General features: G+C 60.4%; 15 protein-coding genes. 8 read left to right on the top strand and 7 right to left on the bottom strand.

Going from position 1 to position 16,413, the window contains the following annotated elements; all coding sequences use genetic code 11:
• The first annotated feature begins 59 nt into the window (after positions 1-59).
• From IE091_RS02825 to gabT, 5 genes are all read left to right on the top strand, one after another.
• On the top strand, positions 60-1,238 hold the full coding sequence (locus IE091_RS02825) for an acyl-CoA dehydrogenase (protein WP_096922325.1): 1,179 nt from the start codon (positions 60-62) through the stop codon (positions 1,236-1,238).
• Positions 1,239-1,265: 27 nt separating this feature from the next.
• Positions 1,266-2,480, top strand: coding sequence for a CaiB/BaiF CoA transferase family protein (locus IE091_RS02820; RefSeq protein ID WP_039180133.1), 1,215 nt, complete (start codon positions 1,266-1,268; stop codon positions 2,478-2,480).
• A gap of 271 nt (positions 2,481-2,751) precedes the next feature.
• Positions 2,752-3,546 (top strand): EAL domain-containing protein, encoded by a 795-nt coding sequence (locus IE091_RS02815; protein WP_096922322.1) that lies wholly within the window; start codon positions 2,752-2,754, stop codon positions 3,544-3,546.
• Positions 3,547-4,485 (top strand): sensor domain-containing diguanylate cyclase, encoded by a 939-nt coding sequence (locus IE091_RS02810; protein ID WP_189462768.1) that lies wholly within the window; start codon positions 3,547-3,549, stop codon positions 4,483-4,485. It abuts the gene before it with no gap.
• A gap of 84 nt (positions 4,486-4,569) precedes the next feature.
• Complete coding sequence (gene gabT, locus IE091_RS02805) at positions 4,570-5,844, top strand: 4-aminobutyrate--2-oxoglutarate transaminase (RefSeq protein WP_189462766.1); 1,275 nt, start codon at positions 4,570-4,572, stop codon at positions 5,842-5,844.
• Between the two features lie 62 nt (positions 5,845-5,906).
• On the opposite strand, the gene IE091_RS02800 is transcribed toward gabT, so the two are convergent.
• Both IE091_RS02800 and ccoG read right to left on the bottom strand, forming a co-directional pair.
• Complete coding sequence (locus IE091_RS02800) at positions 5,907-6,554, bottom strand: hypothetical protein (RefSeq protein ID WP_144982226.1); 648 nt, start codon at positions 6,552-6,554, stop codon at positions 5,907-5,909.
• A 32-nt stretch (positions 6,555-6,586) separates the two neighbouring features.
• Positions 6,587-8,017: a cytochrome c oxidase accessory protein CcoG gene (gene ccoG, locus IE091_RS02795; RefSeq protein ID WP_189462764.1), complete on the bottom strand. Its 1,431-nt coding sequence runs from the start codon at positions 8,015-8,017 to the stop codon at positions 6,587-6,589.
• Positions 8,018-8,223: 206 nt separating this feature from the next.
• Between ccoG and mapR the strand changes: the two genes are divergently transcribed.
• Positions 8,224-9,708 carry a GntR family transcriptional regulator MpaR gene (gene mapR, locus IE091_RS02790; RefSeq protein ID WP_308428114.1) on the top strand — a complete coding sequence of 495 codons (1,485 nt, stop codon included), beginning with the start codon at positions 8,224-8,226 and terminating at the stop codon, positions 9,706-9,708.
• Here mapR and IE091_RS02785 read toward each other — a convergent pair.
• The 4 genes from IE091_RS02785 to IE091_RS02770 all read right to left on the bottom strand — a co-directional run bounded on the left by IE091_RS02785 (position 9,668) and on the right by IE091_RS02770 (position 13,492).
• Positions 9,668-9,916: a YkoF family thiamine/hydroxymethylpyrimidine-binding protein gene (locus tag IE091_RS02785; protein ID WP_016914871.1), complete on the bottom strand. Its 249-nt coding sequence runs from the start codon at positions 9,914-9,916 to the stop codon at positions 9,668-9,670. The two genes, mapR and IE091_RS02785, sit on opposite strands and share 41 nt — an antisense overlap.
• A gap of 18 nt (positions 9,917-9,934) precedes the next feature.
• Positions 9,935-10,747: an alpha/beta fold hydrolase gene (locus IE091_RS02780; RefSeq protein ID WP_189462840.1), complete on the bottom strand. Its 813-nt coding sequence runs from the start codon at positions 10,745-10,747 to the stop codon at positions 9,935-9,937.
• Positions 10,748-10,888: 141 nt separating this feature from the next.
• Positions 10,889-11,935, bottom strand: coding sequence for a DNA polymerase IV (dinB, locus tag IE091_RS02775; protein WP_189462762.1), 1,047 nt, complete (start codon positions 11,933-11,935; stop codon positions 10,889-10,891).
• A gap of 63 nt (positions 11,936-11,998) precedes the next feature.
• Entirely contained in the window at positions 11,999-13,492 is a 1,494-nt protein-coding gene (locus IE091_RS02770; protein ID WP_189462760.1) for a protein adenylyltransferase SelO, read from the bottom strand.
• Positions 13,493-13,601: 109 nt separating this feature from the next.
• On the opposite strand from IE091_RS02770, the gene IE091_RS02765 reads away from it, so the two are divergent.
• Positions 13,602-14,216, top strand: coding sequence for a DNA-3-methyladenine glycosylase (locus tag IE091_RS02765; RefSeq protein ID WP_189462757.1), 615 nt, complete (start codon positions 13,602-13,604; stop codon positions 14,214-14,216).
• On the opposite strand, the gene IE091_RS02760 is transcribed toward IE091_RS02765, so the two are convergent.
• Positions 14,213-15,079: an NAD-dependent protein deacetylase gene (locus tag IE091_RS02760; RefSeq protein ID WP_189462756.1), complete on the bottom strand. Its 867-nt coding sequence runs from the start codon at positions 15,077-15,079 to the stop codon at positions 14,213-14,215. The genes IE091_RS02765 and IE091_RS02760 overlap by 4 nt on opposite strands.
• A 96-nt stretch (positions 15,080-15,175) precedes the next feature.
• Here IE091_RS02760 and IE091_RS02755 point away from each other — a divergent pair, with 96 nt between their 5' ends.
• Positions 15,176-16,348 carry a UbiH/UbiF/VisC/COQ6 family ubiquinone biosynthesis hydroxylase gene (locus IE091_RS02755; RefSeq protein WP_189462754.1) on the top strand — a complete coding sequence of 391 codons (1,173 nt, stop codon included), beginning with the start codon at positions 15,176-15,178 and terminating at the stop codon, positions 16,346-16,348.
• Positions 16,349-16,413: the final 65 nt, after the last annotated feature.

The raw sequence follows: 16,413 nt of genomic DNA, 5'->3' as shown, positions 1-16,413 counted from the left end.
ATTTTTAAATAACGGCGATACATTGGGCTCAACAAGATCATCTTTCGGAGTTCAACGCCATGACACGCTTCAACTGGGACGACCCGCTGCTTCTCGAATACCAGCTCACCGATGAAGAGCGCCAGATTCGTGACGCCGCCCACGACTACTGCCAGGAAAACCTGCAACCACGTGTGCTGAGCGCTTTCCGCGAAGAGCGTTTCGATCGTGACATCATGTCCGAGATGGGCGAGCTGGGCCTGTTGGGCGCCACGGTTTCCCCGGAATACGGCGGCGCGGGCGTCAACCACGTGGCTTATGGCCTGATCGCCCGTGAAGTGGAGCGTGTCGATTCCGGCTACCGCTCGGCCATGAGCGTGCAGTCATCGCTGGTGATGTACCCCATCGAAGCGTATGGCTCCGAAGAGCAGAAACAGAAATACCTGCCCAAGCTGGCCAGTGGCGAGATGGTGGGCTGCTTCGGCCTGACCGAACCCGACCATGGCTCCGATCCGGGCTCCATGATCACCCGTGCGGAAAAAGTCGATGGTGGCTACCGCCTGACCGGCGCGAAAATGTGGATCACCAACAGCCCGATTGCCGATATCGCGGTGGTCTGGGCCAAGTCCGCTGCCCACGATAACCAGATCAAAGGCTTCATCGTCGAGCGTGGCACCGAAGGCTTCTCCACCCCGAAAATCGAAGGCAAGGTCTCTCTGCGTGCATCGATCACCGGCGAAATCGTCCTCGACAACGCCTTCGTTCCCGAAGAGAACCTGCTGCCCAACGTCAGCGGCCTGAAAGGTCCTTTCGGCTGCTTGAACAAAGCACGCTACGGCATCGCCTGGGGCGTGATGGGCACCGCTGAATTCTGCTGGCACGCTGCCCGTCAGTACACCTTGGACCGCAAGCAGTTTGGCCGCCCGCTGGCCGCCAACCAGCTGATCCAGAAGAAGCTGGCCGACATGCAGACCGAAATCACCCTGGGCCTGCAAGCCGCCCTGCAGGTGGGCCGCCTGATGGACAGCGGCAACTGGGCGCCGGAAATGATCTCGCTGATCAAACGCAACAACTGTGGCAAAGCGCTGGACATCGCCCGGGTGGCGCGCGACATGCACGGTGGCAATGGCGTCTCCGACGAGTACGGCGTGATCCGCCACATGGTGAACCTGGAGTCCGTGAATACCTATGAAGGTACGCACGATGTGCACGCCCTGATTCTGGGCCGCGCACAAACCGGCATTCAGTCGTTCTTCTAACGTCGTCATCACTCAGCGAGGCACCCCATGAGCACAGTCGCAAAGCCCCTGGCAGGCATCAAGGTACTCGATATCTCTCGGGTACTGGCAGGCCCCTGGTGCGGGCAGATGCTGGCCGACATGGGTGCCGAGGTGATCAAGGTAGAGCGCCCCCAAAGCGGCGATGACACGCGCCACTGGGGGCCACCCTGGCTCTCCGGCAGCAACGAGTCGGCCTACTACCTGTGCGCCAATCGCGGAAAACGCTCGGTGACGGTCGATATGGCCAAGCCCGAAGGCCAGGCACTGATCAAGCAGTTGGCGGCCCAATCGGACGTGGTGCTGGAAAACTTCAAGGTCGGCGGGCTGAAAAAGTACGGCCTTGACTACGCGAGCCTGAAAGCACTCAATCCTGGCCTGGTCTACTGCTCCATTACCGGCTTTGGCCAGGAAAGCCCCTACGCCCATCGAGCGGGCTACGATTTCATGATTCAGGCCATGGGCGGCCTCATGAGCCTGACCGGCCAACCCGACGGTGAACCCGGTGGCGGCCCGGTCAAGGTGGGGGTCGCCATTACCGACATTTTCACGGGCCTGTATGCCACCAATGCGGTGCTGGCAGCGCTATACCAGCGCCGCGATAGTGGCGAAGGCTGCCATATCGACCTGGCGCTCATGGACGTACAGGTAGGTGTGCTGGCCAACCAGGCACTCAATTACCTGACCTCCGGCCAGGTACCCCAGCGGCTGGGCAATGCGCACCCGAACATCGTGCCCTATCAGGCGTTTGCTACCGCCGATGGCCACATGATCGTGGCCGTCGGCAACGACGAACAGTTCAAACGCTTCTGCCAGGTCATCGACCAGCCACACCTGGCGCAAGACGAACGCTTTGCCACCAATGGCAGTCGTGTACAGCATCGCGAAGCGCTGGTGCCGATCCTGGCGCTCGCCCTGGCAGCACAGCCTACCGATACCTGGCTGGCAGCCTGCGAAGCGGTCGGTGTGCCCTGCGGGCCTATCAATACCCTTGATCGCGTGTTCGACGATCCTCATGTCAAGGCACGCGGGCTCAAGCAGACGCTGCCCCATGCACTGGCAGGCGAAGTCAATCTCGTCGCCAACCCGATTCGTATCAACGGGCAGTCACTGAGTGCCCAGAGCGCTCCCCCGACCCTGGGCGAGCACACCGATAGCGTGCTGGATGCCATTGGCATCAGTGACGAGCAGCGCGCGGCGCTTCGCGCGGCAGGCATCATCTAGTACTGCTCTCTTGCGAATATGACCCACTTTAACTATTACCCACTTTAATTATGAACCTATGTCGATGTAGTACCCCTTGAAACGCCCAGCCGGGCGTTTTTTTTGTCTGCCATCGCCACTCTATACAAAACCTATACAGACAATGCCGTTATCGCTAGACTAAGCTTAACTCTTGGCAGCACGTTGCCAATGCGAGCACGTGCTTTTCGACGATTTCCAATCCAGGCGACGTGACCCGTCGGCCGAATGAAAGACGACATGGGGTAACGGCATGGCTAACTGTGCGCGAGTGAACGGAGTGTGTAAACGCTGTGAAGGCGAGCTGCCCTTTGAGTTCACCATGGCCTTCCAACCCATCGTCGACCTTTCCCAGGCCCGCGTGGTGACCCATGAAGCCCTGGTTCGCGGCCTCGATGGCGCTTCTGCCTGGAGCATCCTGTCCCAAGTGACCGACGACCTGTTGTATCGCTTCGATCAGGCGTGCCGGGTCCGTGCCATCGAACTGGCCAGCGAGCTGGGCATGGAGACCGATCTCTCCATCAACTTCCTGCCCAACGCCGTATATGAACCCGAAGCCTGCATTCAAGCCACCTTGGAGGTATCTCAACGGGTGGGATGGCCCACCGACAAACTGATCTTCGAGATCACCGAGACCGAGCGGGTACGCGACCGCCAACACTTGTGCAACATCATCGATGCTTACCGCAACATGGGTTTCAAAACGGCCCTGGACGACTTTGGCAACGGCTATGCCAATCTGGATCTGTTGACCGTTCTGGCACCTGACAAGCTCAAGATCGACCGTGAGCTGGTCATGAACTGCGATCAGCACCCACGCCGTCAGGCCCTGCTCAATGCGATCATCCTGCTGGCCAGGGAACTGGACATGACGCTGATTGCCGAAGGCGTGGAAACGCGCCAGGAAGCGCTGTGGCTGGCTCGGGCAGGCATCACCCGGCAACAGGGCTTCTTGTATGCAAAGCCCATGATTGGCGAGCTGGCCACTGGGCTTACGCCTATGCTGGAAGCACTACGTCACGAGATATCGTCAGGCACGGAGCGCTGAATGAACGCGATTAGCACCGACCAGCTGTACCAGCTGATACACCGCTCGAAGCGCAATACGGAGAACGTTATCAAGACGGCACCCTTGGGTATCTGCATCACCGACCCCCATGGTCATTTCGAGATGGTCAACCCGGCCTACTGCCAGTTCTACGGCTACCAGGAAGAGGAGCTGATTGGTCAGCACTTCACCATCGTGGTGCCCGAAGCGTATCGCCAACAGATCAGCCAGCTTCACGATGTCTTCATCAAGGGCAACGATACGCACGAGCTGCGCCAGGAGTGGGAAGTGCGCTGCAAGAATGGCGAAGTACGCACCATCATCGCCGAAGCCGCTCGCATAGAGGGCGATGATGGCCTGGCCCGCAAGGTCACGTTCATCGTCGATATCACCCAGCGCAAGCGGCTGGAAGAGCGCCTGAAGCAAGCCAACGAGCGCCTGGAGTATCTGGCGCACCACGATGAGTTGACCGGCCTGCTCAACCGTCGCCAGGGGCTTGCCAAGCTGGAGGAAGCCATCGAACGCTGCCAGCGCTACGGCAACCCGCTGAGCATTGCGCTCTTCGACCTGGATGATTTCAAGCAGATCAACGACACCTATGGGCATGGCGCCGGCGACGGCGTGCTCCAGGAGCTGACGCGGGTGGTCAACCAACAGCTGCGCACCACGGATGTCCAGATACGTCTGGGAGGCGAAGAGTTCCTGATCATCATGCCGGAGATCGACGCCGAAGGGGCTCAAACCGCCCTGGAGCGCATCCGCCAAGAGGTGGCACAAACGCCCTATACCCAGCACCAGCTCACCGTGACGCTGTCGGCAGGCATCGCATGTTACAGTAAAGGCTCCAGCACTCGGATGCTGGATCAGGCAGACAAGGCCATGTATCAGGCCAAGCAGGCAGGACGCAATCGCGTCGTCATCGCATCGTCATCTGTGTGATACACGCTGATGCACACGATGTCGAGATGCGCACTATGCTTACAAGATGCTGACAAGCACACCCCAACCCAAAGGAGTTGAGCCATGAGCAATGCCGAGCTAAACGAACTAAAGCAGAAATACGTCGCGGCGGGCGCTGCAAGCCCCGCCACCGCCTTTGCGGACCGCGCCGAAAACGCTGAGATCTGGGACGCCGACGGCAACCGCTTCATCGACTTCGCGGGCGGTATCGGTGTCTTGAACGTGGGGCATCGCCACCCGAAGGTCGTCGCGGCGGTAAAAGCCCAGCTCGACAAGGTCATGCACACCTGCCAAACGGTCATGCCCTATGAAGGCTACGTCAAGGTCGCCGAAAAGCTCAGCCATCTCGTTCCCGTACGCGGCCATGCCAAAGTCATGCTGGCCAACTCCGGTGCCGAAGCGCTGGAAAACGCGGTGAAGATTGCCCGCGCCGCCACCGGCCGCTCCAACGTGATCTGCTTCGATGGCGGCTACCACGGCCGTACCTTCTACACCATGGCCATGAACGGCAAGGTCGCGCCCTACCAGACCGATTTCGGCCCGATGCCTGGCACCGTATTCCGCGCGCCCTACCCGGTGCCCTACCACGGCGTCAGCGAAGACGAAGCGATTCGCGGCCTGAAGATGACGCTGAAAACCGACGCCAACCCCAAAGACACTGCCGCCATCATTCTGGAGCCGGTGCTGGGTGAAGGCGGCTTCTACCCCGCCCCGACCAGCTTCCTGAAGAAGATTCGCGAAATTTGCGATGAGCACGGCATGCTGATGATCATCGACGAAGTGCAGTCAGGCTTTGGCCGCACCGGCAAGATGTTCGCCATCGAGCACAGCGGCGTCGAGCCGGACATGATGACCATGGCCAAGAGCATGGCCGACGGAATGCCGATCTCGGCCATCGTCGGTACCGACAAGGTGATGGACGCCTCTGGCCCCAACTCCCTGGGCGGCACCTACACCGGCAGCCCCACTGCCTGTGCGGCTGCGCTGGCCGTCATGGAAATCTTCGAAGAGGAGAACATCCTCGAGAAAAGCCAGGCACTGGGCGAGAAGCTGGCGTCGCGCTTCAACGAGTGGCAAGACAAGTTCGATTGCATCGACCACGTGCGCAACATGGGCGCCATGGCCGCCTTCGAACTGGTCAACAACAAGACCGACCGCACCCCGAACCCGGAGCTGGCGGCGGCGCTGTGCAAAAAAGCCCGTGAAGAGGGTCTGATCCTGCTCTCCTGCGGCATGTACGGCAACACCATCCGCTTCCTGATGCCCGTCACCATCGAAGACGACGTGCTGAACGAAGGCCTGGACATCATCGAGTCCTGCCTGGAATCGCTGATCTGAGTATGTTGCACTACCCACAACGCCGCCCATGAGGCGGCGTTGTCGTTTCACACGGCTTATTTTTAGTTGAACAGGGGCGTTAGCTGATTCAACTGTCTCGCCTGATAAAGATCATGAAGATAGGTATCGAGCTTGAAGATCAGGATATTCAAGACCACCACACCCCATATCGCCGATAGGATCATCACCGGTTGATTGACCCACGCAAATGCCGATACGTCCACAGAGTAGTGAATGGTATACACACTCATTGCCGCCAATAGCTGTACGATTCCGCAGTTCGCGATGACCGCCAGTATGCATCCCTTCCTGACATCGATAGAGGGCAACCTCGTCTTGAACAGCCGCAGATGGCGAGCGCGAATACCTCCCTCTTCTGCCGGACACATCGGACCGCTCATGAGCACTCTCTTACGTCGCAGAAGTGGTACACCATAGCGGTTGCGCCCTTCCTGAGAGAACGCAATACGCAGGGCTTCCAGGTTGACCCCAGGTCCAAAGATACGCGTCGCCGCCTCATCAAATCGTGGAGTATCCACCTCATCCGATGACCGCTCGAGAGCTGCCGTGAGCGTATCCATCTGCCTGCTTTTATTGCCCGAGAGCGCCGTTTCGTCAGGGGTATTGATCTTGAAATGCATTTGGTAAATCTGATACCAAGCGGCTGTTATGCCCACGAATATCATCAAAAAAATCAGCATGGTCATCATGTATCTTTCCTCATTACTGCCTGGCCTCACGCTTACTGACGAGCCGGTCCTAAAAACCGCGTTTCCTTGCTGTAGTAAATCGCGGGCTCATCCAACACAGTGATATGCAGCACCACCGGGTGACTCGGCTGGGTCATCACTGACGCCTCAGCATCGAGCGATACGCGTAGCTGCCTCGTCTCATTAGCGGCCAGGATGAGCGTGCTGGCACCTTGCAAGCGCAGACCTGGCAAACCAGTGGCAGATAACGCGTATCGCTGCTCCTGCGTATCCTGATTGCGCAGCGTCACGGTGTAGTAGTTGATAATGCGCCCCTCGGCCGTACTTTCAAATAGCGTCTGACGATCTCGAGCAATATCTACATCAATAGGCACTCGAGCGATCAAGAACCCCATCAGCAAAATCACCATAGACAGCAGAACGGCCGCACAAGCAAACAGCTGAGGGCGCCAAAACCGCGTAGGCTGGCCTTTCAACGCGCGCTCGGTAGTGTAGCGAATCAGGCCCAGCGGCTTATCGATACGCGCCATCACGCCATCGCAGGCATCGATACATGCCGCACAGCCGATACACTCATACTGCAGGCCATCACGAATATCGATCCCGGTGGGGCATACCTGAACGCACAGTTCGCAATCGATACAGTCTCCAACAACCGCTTTCGCAACCTCTTTTCGATGGTCACGACGCGGTTCACCACGGGCGACATCGTAAGAAACGATCAGCGTATCGCTATCGAACATCACCGACTGAAAGCGTGAATAGGGGCACATGTGCAGGCATACCTGATGGCGCAACCAGCCAGCGTTCAGGTAGGTAAACAGGGTGAAAAAACCAATCCAGAAAAGCGCCCAAGGGTGTACCTCCAGGCTGAGGAGATCCTTCACGAGCCCAACCATCGGCGTAAAGTAACCCACGAAGGTGATGCCCGTTACCAGCGCGATCAGTAGCCAAGCGGTATGTTTGGCGCCTTTTCGCCATAACGACTCCAGCGTGCCAGGTGCATTATCGCGGCGTATCCGACGGTGTCTTGGTCCTTCCAGCCGATGCTCAAACCAAATAAACAGAAACGTCCATACGCTTTGTGGGCAACTATAACCACACCACACTCGCCCCGCTGCCACCGTGATCAAAAACAGACCAAAGGCGCACAGCACCAGAATCCAGGTCAGCAGGATAAAGTCCTGAGGGTAAAACGTCGCTGCAAAGAGGTGAAACTCCTGGGCAGAGAGGTCAAACCACACCAAGGGGCGGTCACCCCACTGGAGCCACGGCAGGCCCACATAGAGCGCGATCAGCAGCCAGTTGGAATAACGCCTTATGCGCTGGAAAAACCCCCGTATCTCTCGCACATAGATATGCCCAGATCTGGATGGCAAGTGACCCGCAGGTTTCACCTGAGGCGAATGGTGTTCAACGGCTGCATCGGTGGTCAGGTCTTGCAGTGGAATGCGTTGCGTCATACCGATATCCAGGAAAGAGAGAGTGGCAAGCTGTACGGTCGAGAGGCTTCACCGAATGAGCTGCCACTATGCCCTTCTGGACAACCAGTAAAACAGATGCAGTTTTAGAGAAAAAAGCCGTATCAGTTTTGATATGCTGTTGATTGAGAGTATCGATCCTGTCGATCACCCAAAGCACCAGCGCCTAGCACCCGCGGATTTAAGCCATGAAACGCTATGAACAGTTTGCCGACGAAATAGCCACACTGATTCGCCAGGGCGTACTGGGCCCTGGCGAGCGCATACCATCCGTGCGCCAGGCGAGCCGCCATCACGGCATTAGCCCTTCGACGGTGTTTCAGGCCTACTATTTACTGGAAAACCAAGGGCTGATCATCGCACGGGCACGCTCGGGTTACTTTGTTCGTGAACATGCGCGGCGCCTGATCAACGAACCCCGCGTCACGCTACGCCCCACCGACCCAGCAGAAGTGAAGGTCAGCGAGCTGGTGTTTTCGGTGCTGGATTCACTGCAGGATGACCAAACGGTGCCGTTTGGCTCGGCCTTCCCGAGCCCGGAACTGTTTCCGCTCTCTCGCTTGAGTATCAGCATGACGCGCGGGTTGCGGGCACTTTCGCCCCAACAGGTGGTGGCCGAGATGACCACCGGGCATACCGACCTGTGTCGGCAAATTGCCTTACGTTACGTGCTGGGCGGCATTCAATTGCCGATGGACGAGCTGGTAATTACCAATGGGGCGATGGAGGGGCTCAATCTTGCCCTGCAGTGCGTGACCAAGCCGGGGGACCTGGTCGCCGTTGAGTCGCCTGCTTTTTATGCCAGCTTGCAGGTACTGGAGCGGCTCCAGCTTCGCGCGGTGGAAATTCCGGTTCACCCTCGGGAAGGGATTGACCTGGAGGTGCTGGCAGAGCGATTAGCGGCGCTGCCCATCAAAGCCTGCTGGTTTATGAGCCACCTGCAGAACCCCATCGGTGCCAGCCTAAGCAACGAGCGCAAGCAGACGCTTTACCAGTTACTCAAGCAGTACCAAGTGCCCATGCTAGAGGATGACGTATATGCCGAGCTCTATTTTGGCAGCACGCCACCCACCCCCGTGAAAGCCTTTGATGATGAGGGCCTGGTGATTCACTGCAGCTCTTTTTCGAAATGCTTGGCACCCGGCTATCGGGTGGGTTGGGTAGCGGGCGGTCGCTATGCTCAGGAGATCTCGCGGCTAAAGCTGATGACCACCATTTCCCCCTCAATCCCCGCCCAGGCCGCCATTGCTGACTACGTGCAACACGGTGCCTACGACCGCCATTTGCGCAAGCTACGCCATGCCTTGGAAGCCCAGCAAGCCAGCATGCTGGCAGCAGCAGATCGCTACTTTCCATCAGGAACTCGCATTACCCGCCCGAAGGGCGGTTATTTCCTTTGGGTGGAGTTTCCCGAACACGTCGATTCGCTTCAGCTGTTTCGTATAGCGCTCGACCATGGCGTTAGCCTCGCGCCTGGGCCGATTTTCTCCGCGACCCAGCAGTTTCGCCACTGCATCCGCTTAAGCTATGGCCACCCATGGACCCAGCGCAGCGAACGGGGGATGGAAACGCTGGGCAAGCTATTGAGCTTTTTTAGCCCTATGAAGAACATCACGCGCGAGAGGGTTTCATTTACCGGGGCCGCCGATCACCTTCCAAAAAGTTGGCGGTAAACACGGCTTTGCCGTGGGTCTCGAACGACCACTTCATCACCTCGCCGAGTGCCGCCATCACCTCATCGAACTCGCCAAATACCTGAGTGCTCATTCGGTTGGGGTGTACTTCCAACCCGGTGGCCTCCAGGCGTTTGACCACTTCTTTCACCACGGGCTTGAAATCATCGGCCAGCGGGTAGTAGCTCAGCTGTACGGAAAGGTACATATCGACTCCTTGAGCGCCCTATGACGACGCTGTTTGAAACTGCTGCCACGCGGCCAGAATCGCCGAGCGGGTCTCCTCCGGGTGCTCCATGGGAAACATATGGGTGCCCGGCACCGTACTGACCGGCAACCCCCGGCGGGCGATGCGCTTGACCCGCGATGGCGTCATCAAGTGCGACTCCAGCCCAGCCACTAGCTGTACGGGTACGCCTACCCGTTGGGGCAAGCCGGAGAGGTGATCCGGCAGGTGGCGGAAAATCTCCAGCTCGATGCGCGGGTCGAAGGTCAGCTCGGCGCTGCCATCGTCCAGCAGCCGTGTGCCTGCTTCAATGTAGTCGTTGAGTGCCTCGGGGGTAAAGCGACGAAACAGCCCTCGCCGCCGCAGCGACGTCGCCATGGCCTCACGGCTGGGCCACACCGTGCGCCGCCCCTTGGTTTTACCCGCTGGGGTGATACGGTCCATGAACCCAAACCGTTTGGCCGCTTTCATGGCCCAGGCGTCTGGCCCCAGCATCAGCGGCGGGTCGAGCATGATCACACCGCGAAAACGCTCCGGCTGCTTGTCGGCGGCCATGGCCATCAGCGTGCCGCCCAGCGAATGCCCTACCCCCAAGAGCGGTGCATCTGTGTCGGGCAGGTAGCTCAACAGCTCCTCTACCAGGTTGCCCCAGTTGTGGTTCACCGGGTAATCCGGGTGGTGGCCCAAGCGGTCCAGCGGGTGAACATCGAACGATTCCGCCAGCGGCTCTAACAGGCTGCGGTAACTCAAGCCGGGAAAGCCGTTGGCATGGGCAAACACTAAACGGGGGCGTTGGGTGGCATCGGCAGGCATGGCGGGCTCGTGGGTCATCTGGCGGTTCGGGGGCGATCACATAAGGGCTATCACATAAGGGCTGTCACGCAAGCCCTATCATACAACTGTTTTAACGCGAGCCTGAGTACCCGTCAATCCACCCAAGGGTTAACCGGCTAATTAAAACAGCGAGAGCTGCTGGACTGCCGTCTCTTCCGCCAACCGATACCCCACCCCCAACAGGCGCACGGGGCGTTCACCTCTGGCCCAGCCCACGTTCAGCAAGGTTTCGAACTGCTCCAGATCGGGCGCCGGGTCGGCGTGTTCGACGGTGGTTTGAGTGAAGTCGTTGAACTTCACCTTCACCATCAGCCCACGCACGGCGGGTGCCGGGTCGAGGCGTGCGTAGCGGCGCTCCAGGTCGCTGATCAGCTCTGGCAGCTCATGGCGGCAGGCGTCGAGGGTCGGCAAGTCCCGAGAGTAGGTTTGTTCGGTGCTGATCGACTTGCGCTCGCGGTGGGTCTTGACCGGTCGCTCATCTCGCCCGTGGCTAAGCTCGTGCAGCCGATGGCCGAAGCGACCAAAGCGCTCCACCAGCTCGGTCAGCGACCGGGCGCGCAGATCCGCCCCCGTTTGAATCCCCAGTTCGGCCAGCTTTTCAGCGGTACGCGGCCCCACCCCATGAATCTTTTTCACCGGCAGCTGCTGCACGAAGGCGTCGATGTCGTCTGGCGTGATGACAAACAGCCCATCGGGCTTGCGCCAGTCGCTGGCGATCTTGGCGAGAAACTTGTTGGGTGCCACCCCCGCCGACACGGTAATGCCGACTTGCTCTTTCACCCGCTGGCGAATGGCTTCTGCCATGCGGGTGGCGCTGCCGTGATACTGGGTGACGTCCGAGACGTCCAGAAAGGCTTCGTCCAGCGAGAGCGGCTCGATCAGTTCGGTGACATCGCGATAGATGGCAAACACCTGGCGTGCCACGGCCTTGTACTTTGCCATATCGCCACGAATCACCGTGAGGTGGGGGCAGCGTTTGAGCGCCTGAGCCATGGGCATGGCGGAGTGGATGCCAAACGCGCGGGCAGGATAGTTACAGGTGGCCACCACCCCGCGCTGCTCCACACTGCCGCCAATGGCAATGGGAATCTCCGCCAGCGCGGGGTTGTCGCGCATCTCGACCGCCGCATAGAAGCAGTCACAGTCGCAGTGAATGATTTTGCGCACAGGCCGACCTTGCCTCCGCCCTTACCTGTAAAAAAGCACAGTTTATCACAGGGTGTGCCACCGTCACGTACCACAAAAAGTGCGCAGCACCTGCTCACTGGCCGTGGCAGGGGCGGCCAGTTGGCGCGCGGCTTCCGATTCATCGAAAGGCTGAGTGACCGCCGCGAGCAGCGTGTGGAAAGGCTCGAAATCACCTTCTGTTGCCGCGTCGATCACCGCTTGAATGCGATGGTTACGGGGAATCACCACCGGGTTGGCGCGGCGCATGGCCTCCAGGCGCTCACTCTGCTGGCTGGCTTGCTGGGCGTTCTCCCAGTCGGCCAGCCAAGCGGCAAAGCCATCTGGCTGAGTGGTCAGCGCCAGCAGCGCCTCTTTTTGGGAGTGGGCTGGGATGCCCGTGCTCAAGGCTTGGGCACCCAGCGTTTTGGCATAGTGCGTCAGCGCGTCGAACGTCGCGGTCATGTCCATGCGGCCCTGATGCATCTGGGTTTCCAGTGCCTCCATCAGCGCTACGGCGCGGTCGCTTTCCGGAGCAAGGCCCAGCTTGTCGGCATGCAGGCGGCGCTGCTCGGCGCCAAAACGAGCGGTAAAGCCGCGAAGCACCTCGGTGGCCTGCTCTACAACGGCCTCGCCCTCTTCCCACATCAGCGGCAGCAGGGTTTCGGCAAAGCGGGCCAGGTTCCATTGAGCAATGCCCGGCTGATTATTGAAGGCGTAGCGCCTGCCCTGGTCAATGGAACTGTACACCTTCTGCGGGTCGAACTGTTCCATAAACGCGCAGGGGCCGTAATCGATGGTGTCGCCAGCAATGCTGCAGTTGTCGGTGTTCATCACGCCATGAATAAAGCCCAGGCTCATCCAGCGCGCCACCAGCGCCGCCTGGCGGGCGGTAACGGCTTCCAGCAGGGCAAGGTACGGATCGTCAGCATTGGCCGTTTCTGGGTAGTGGCGAGCAATCACATGGTCGGCCAGCGCTTTCAGCACCGCTTCATCGCGACGCACGGCAGCAAACTGGAAGGTGCCCACGCGGATATGGCTGCGAGCCACACGGGTCAGGATGGCCCCCGGCTCGGCCATCTGGCGTACCACGCGCTCCCCCGTGGTCACGGCCGCCAGCGCCCGAGTGGTGGGCACGCCCACGGCGGCCATGAACTCGCTCACCAGATATTCCCGCAGCACTGGGCCAAGCGGCGAGCGCCCATCCCCGCCCCGTGAAAACGGCGTGCGACCACTGCCCTTGAGCTGCACGTCCTGCCGCTGGCCCTGCTGATCCACCACCTCCCCCAGCAGCAGCGCCCGACCATCGCCCAACTGAGGCACGAAATTACCGAACTGATGCCCGGCATAGCCCAGCGCTCTAGGCTCGGCCCCTGGCGGTAGCCGGTTACCGCTGAACCATTGGGCCAGCGTGGCATCGTCGGGCCGCGTTTGCATGCCTAGCGCCACGGCCAAGGGTTCGTTGAATGCGATCAGGGTGGGTTGCGCCACGGGCGTGGGCTGGCAGGCCGCCCAGAGCGGTTCTGGCAAGGTGGCGAACTGGTGTTCGAAAGTCAGCACGGGCAACTCCGCTGTTCAATGAATGGCCTACAGAATACCCTAGCAGCTTACTCAAGTAATGGGCGATAGCATGCCGCATAGAGACGCTTTAACCCGTATTAAATTACCGATGGAACAAGAGGCTTTCACGCCCCTGCCCCAGGCCTTCTACAATCGCGATACGCTGGAGGTCGCCCGCGATTTGCTGGGCTGTTTACTGGTACGCCAGCTCGATGGCGAACTCATGGCAGCACGCATCGTGGAAACCGAGGCTTACCGGGGCTCGGAAGATTCCGCCTGCCATGCCCATCGGCGCCGAACCCCGCGCACCGAGGCGATGTTTGGCCCACCTGGCCACGCCTACGTGTATCTGGTGTACGGCATGCACTGGCTGCTGAACGTGGTGACACAGCCGGAAGGCAACCCCTGCGCGGTACTGATTCGAGCGGTAGAGCCGGTGATCGGCGAGCCTGCCATGCGGGCATGGCGCAGCGTGGCGGGGCGCAATCTCAGCAACGGCCCCGGCAAACTCACCCGTGCACTGCGTATCGACAACGCCCTCTACGGCCACGACATGACGCAACGCGACGACCCCACGAACGGGCTATGGATTTCACCGGGCGAACCACCCGGCGCCGTTGCCAGCGGCCCACGCGTGGGCATCGATTACGCCCAGCCCGCCGACCGCGACGCCCCCTGGCGGTTGTGGAGCGAGGGCAACCCTTGGGTATCTAAAGCGCGTTAAGCGTTCTGCAAGCAGGCTACTGCCTGCTCCAATACCGGCGTCAGCGGTGCGCGCCACTGGTGGGTCAGCAATGCATCGGCGCGGGTCACGCCCAACGACAGCGAGGCCACGGGCAAGCCCATGGCGTGGGCATCGCGACAGAACCGGTAGCCGGAATAGACCATCAACGACGTACCCACTGCCAGCACCGCGTCGGCACGTTGCAGCGCCTCCTGAGCCGCCAGGCGCCGCGCCGGAGGGACCACATCGCCGTAGTAGACCACCTGCGGTTTGAGGATGCCCCGGCAGCGCGGGCAGTCCAGCACCTCGAAGGTGGAGAAATCGGTTTCCAGATCCGCATCGCCGTCCGGCGCGTGGCGGGCCTCCAGCGCAGCGAAGGCGGGGTTCATGCGGGCCATTTCACTGTGCATGGCGTGGCGCATCATCTGGTAGCCACAGGCCATGCAGGCGACCACGTCTGCCCTGCCGTGCAGATCGATCACCTTTTTCGAGCCCGCCCGCTGGTGCAGGCGGTCGACGTTTTGCGTGACGAGAAGCTCCACATGGCCCATGGCCTCGAGCTTCGCCAACGCACGATGCGCGCCGCTCACCTGGGCTTCACGCATGGCCTTGAAGCCTACCAGCGCTCGCGCCCAGTAGCGCTGACGAACGGCGAAGGAACTCATGAAATCGCCGTGCTGCACCGGCGGCGGGCGCTTCCACTGGCCATCGGCATCGCGGTAATCGGGGATGCCGCTGTCGGTGCTGACGCCCGCCCCGGTAATCACCCAGAGTTTGGGGTAGCGCCTGATAAAGGCGGCCAGTGCTTCCCCGGCCACTTGGCTGCTCTCACGTTTTTCGACACTTTCCACGGCCTGCGTCAATGGATCACCCTAGGCAATACTGCGACAAGTCAACGATACTGTAGGACAATATAAGCACATGCAATGTGCCCTCGATAGCGGATTAAGGAGCCTCTCATGCAGTGGGATCACGAGATTGTCATTGTTGGTGGCGGCATGGTGGGCGCGGCCCTGGCGGCCAGGCTGGGCCAGGCGGGCATGTCGGTTGGCCTGGTAGAGCGCGCCAGCGCTCCCACGCCCCCCAGCGGCGATTACGACCTGCGTATTTCATCACTCAACGCCCGCTCGCTGGCGTTCGTGAAAGCCAGCGGTGCGGTCCTGCCGGGAGAGCGCTGCTGCCCGTTCCGGCACATCGATGTCTCCAACCTGGATGGCAGCGGTCACTCGCTGTTCTCGGCCCACGACAGCGGCATGAACGATTTCGGTATTTTCATCGAAAACCGCGCCCTGCAGTACGCCCTTTGGCAGCGCCTGGAGCAGCTTCCCAGCGTCACTTGCTACACCCAGTGTGCCCCGGTGAGTACGCTGGCCGCCAGCACCCATCGGCTGCTGGAGCTGGACAACGGCAAGACCCTCAGCGCCCGGTTGATGGTGGCCGCAGATGGCGCACGTTCAACCCTGCGTGAGCTGGCAGGCATCTCCACCAGCAGCTACGACTACCACCAGCGGGCGCTGATCATCAACGTCGAGACCGAGCTGCCCCAGCAGGATGTCAGCTGGCAGTACTTTACCCCCACAGGCCCGCTGGCCATGCTGCCGCTGCCCGGCCACCGCGCCTCGTTGGTGTGGTACGACAGCGATGAGGCCACCAAGGCCCGTGAACAGCTTTCCAACGACGCCCTGCAACACGCCATAGAAACCACCTTCCCCAAACGGCTGGGCAAATTGACCCGGGTGGTGGCACGGGCCAGTTTCCCCATCAAGCGCCAGCACGCCAAACGCTACATCGGCAAACGGCTCGCGCTGATCGGCGACGCCGCCCACGTGGTGCACCCGCTGGCAGGTCAAGGCTTGAACATCGGCCTGCACGACGCCGACACCCTGGCCGAGCTGATCATCAAAGGCCGTGACCCTGGCGACCACATCAGCCTGCACCGTTTCGAGTGCCACCGGCGTTTGGCCAACCAGGCGATGATTGCCGCCACCGACAGCTTCCACCACCTCTTCACCGGGGCCAAGCCGCTCCGCCAACTGGGTGATCTCAGCCTGCACCTCGCCGAGCGAGTGCCGTTTGCCAAACGCATGATGATGCAGCAGGCCAATGGGTTGAATCCGTTCAAGGTGGGCTGAAGCTGACTATGCTGAGGGAGTGGCTGCGGAAAGCAGCCCTAAAACAACCACAATAACCCCTCAAA

The sequence above is a fragment of the Vreelandella hamiltonii genome, assembly GCF_014651775.1.
Classification (GTDB): Bacteria; Pseudomonadota; Gammaproteobacteria; order Pseudomonadales; family Halomonadaceae; genus Vreelandella; species Vreelandella hamiltonii.
Note: the sequence above shows the minus strand (reverse complement) of the source record. Positions and strands in the feature narration are given on the sequence as shown.

Bases quoted from the DNA above. Each gene is read 5' to 3' on its own strand.
- IE091_RS02825 (WP_096922325.1), top strand. From the start codon at position 60: ATGACACGCTTCAACTGGGACGACCCGCTGCTTCTCGAATACCAGCTC.
- IE091_RS02820 (WP_039180133.1), top strand. From the start codon at position 1,266: ATGAGCACAGTCGCAAAGCCCCTGGCAGGCATCAAGGTACTCGATATC.
- IE091_RS02815 (WP_096922322.1), top strand. From the start codon at position 2,752: ATGGCTAACTGTGCGCGAGTGAACGGAGTGTGTAAACGCTGTGAAGGC.
- IE091_RS02810 (WP_189462768.1), top strand. From the start codon at position 3,547: ATGAACGCGATTAGCACCGACCAGCTGTACCAGCTGATACACCGCTCG.
- gabT (WP_189462766.1), top strand. From the start codon at position 4,570: ATGAGCAATGCCGAGCTAAACGAACTAAAGCAGAAATACGTCGCGGCG.
- IE091_RS02800 (WP_144982226.1), bottom strand. From the start codon at position 6,554: ATGATGACCATGCTGATTTTTTTGATGATATTCGTGGGCATAACAGCC.
- ccoG (WP_189462764.1), bottom strand. From the start codon at position 8,017: ATGACGCAACGCATTCCACTGCAAGACCTGACCACCGATGCAGCCGTT.
- mapR (WP_308428114.1), top strand. From the start codon at position 8,224: ATGAAACGCTATGAACAGTTTGCCGACGAAATAGCCACACTGATTCGC.
- IE091_RS02785 (WP_016914871.1), bottom strand. From the start codon at position 9,916: ATGTACCTTTCCGTACAGCTGAGCTACTACCCGCTGGCCGATGATTTC.
- IE091_RS02780 (WP_189462840.1), bottom strand. From the start codon at position 10,747: ATGCCTGCCGATGCCACCCAACGCCCCCGTTTAGTGTTTGCCCATGCC.
- IE091_RS02765 (WP_189462757.1), top strand. From the start codon at position 13,602: ATGGAACAAGAGGCTTTCACGCCCCTGCCCCAGGCCTTCTACAATCGC.
- IE091_RS02755 (WP_189462754.1), top strand. From the start codon at position 15,176: ATGCAGTGGGATCACGAGATTGTCATTGTTGGTGGCGGCATGGTGGGC.